The following is a 1,248-nucleotide window of genomic DNA, read 5'->3' as shown; positions in this document are numbered from 1 at the left end:
AACAGGGATTGCAGGCTGGAGCTCACTCTGGGAAGGCTGGCAAACACTGCAAAGTAAACTGGACGGCTTTATTGCCGCCAAAGAGATGATGGCTTCGGGGATCAAGATCTGATCAAGAGACAGGTGTAGCACTATTAGGATCAGTTATTTAGACCGGGCGCATTGCCAGCAGTTCGGCCGCCTGATGTAGACCTTTTTCCTGGAGTCAGTATTTTTGATAGGGGAAATAGCCAGCCTAGCAGTGGCTGGCTCAGAAAGGTGGGGATCCTAAATTGTTCCGTTACGCAGCCAAGTTAAAAAGTGTAGCGTAACCAGGCAAAGAGGACGTTGCCATTATTTTTTGACCCCGGGATATAGGTAAATTGCGTGCTTATTTGCTTATAACTCGCAGAAAAAAGTGGTAACACAAGCGGCAGAGGGATGTAATTACCCATATCTTTACGTGCAGTAACCCCTGCCGTAAACCCTAAACCTAGACGAACATCTTCATCGTCATCCATATACCATCCTTTTTCCCACCCATAGCCGACAACCGGTTGCCAGTGGTTATGGGAGTCTTTAAACATCATGGAATACAGTGCATGCCAGTTACCCTGTTCGTCATAGCGTGATATGCCGATGCCGCCTCCCCATGGCATTTCATTGTAATGATCTGTCTCATCGTATAGCAGGCGGTTATGCCAACTAAGAAAAGGCAAATACAGTTCGTAATGTTGTGGCTCTTCCTTCGTTTTTACTACGTTGTTGGTAAAGGTATCCCACCAATGAAGGTTATTTTCAGTATCATTAGTGGGTGACGCCGCATGGAGGGTAGTCGTCGAGAGAAGTAACACCGACCCTAAGCCGACAAGATAACTTCGCATATGAAACCTGTCTAATAAAAGGGAAGTATCGACGTATCATAGGACAAGTTTTTCCGCTGTCAAGGCTGGGTGTCATTTCATGTCGTAATGCCTCTAATCAGTTGAAGTGGTGGACGTTCTCATGGATTTCAAAAGAGTGGGAAAAAGATGGTTTACGGGCCTGTCGCTTGATGCGCGTTCTGGGCGTCAGGTTGTGACGCTCGATACGCTGCGTGAATATTTTCACGGTCAGATGTCTCTCGCGTGGGACGGCTCTGGCGCTGTCTCTTGATCAGATCTTGATCCCCGAAGCCATCATCTCTTTGGCGGCAATAAAGCCGTCCAGTTTACTTTGCAGTGTTTGCCAGCCTTCCCAGAGTGAGCTCCAGCCTGCAATCCCTGTTCG

The 1,248-nt window shown here is 47.8% G+C and carries 1 protein-coding gene and 1 pseudogene; both read right to left on the bottom strand.

Translation table 11 applies throughout. The features are described from left to right. Positions 1 to 293: 293 nt before the first annotated feature. On the bottom strand, positions 294 to 863 hold the full coding sequence (gene pagP, locus GWQ22_RS21440; protein ID WP_084204531.1) for a lipid IV(A) palmitoyltransferase PagP: 570 nt from the start codon (positions 861 to 863) through the stop codon (positions 294 to 296). Between the two features lie 97 nt (positions 864 to 960). Continuing rightward, positions 961 to 1,119, bottom strand: a pseudogene (locus GWQ22_RS21435) (IS1 family transposase); the annotation flags it as partial. Positions 1,120 to 1,248: the final 129 nt, after the last annotated feature.

The organism is Aeromonas sp. 1HA1 (assembly GCF_029237385.1).
Lineage (GTDB): Bacteria > Pseudomonadota > Gammaproteobacteria > Enterobacterales > Aeromonadaceae > Aeromonas > Aeromonas popoffii.
Note: the sequence above shows the minus strand (reverse complement) of the source record. Positions and strands in the feature narration are given on the sequence as shown.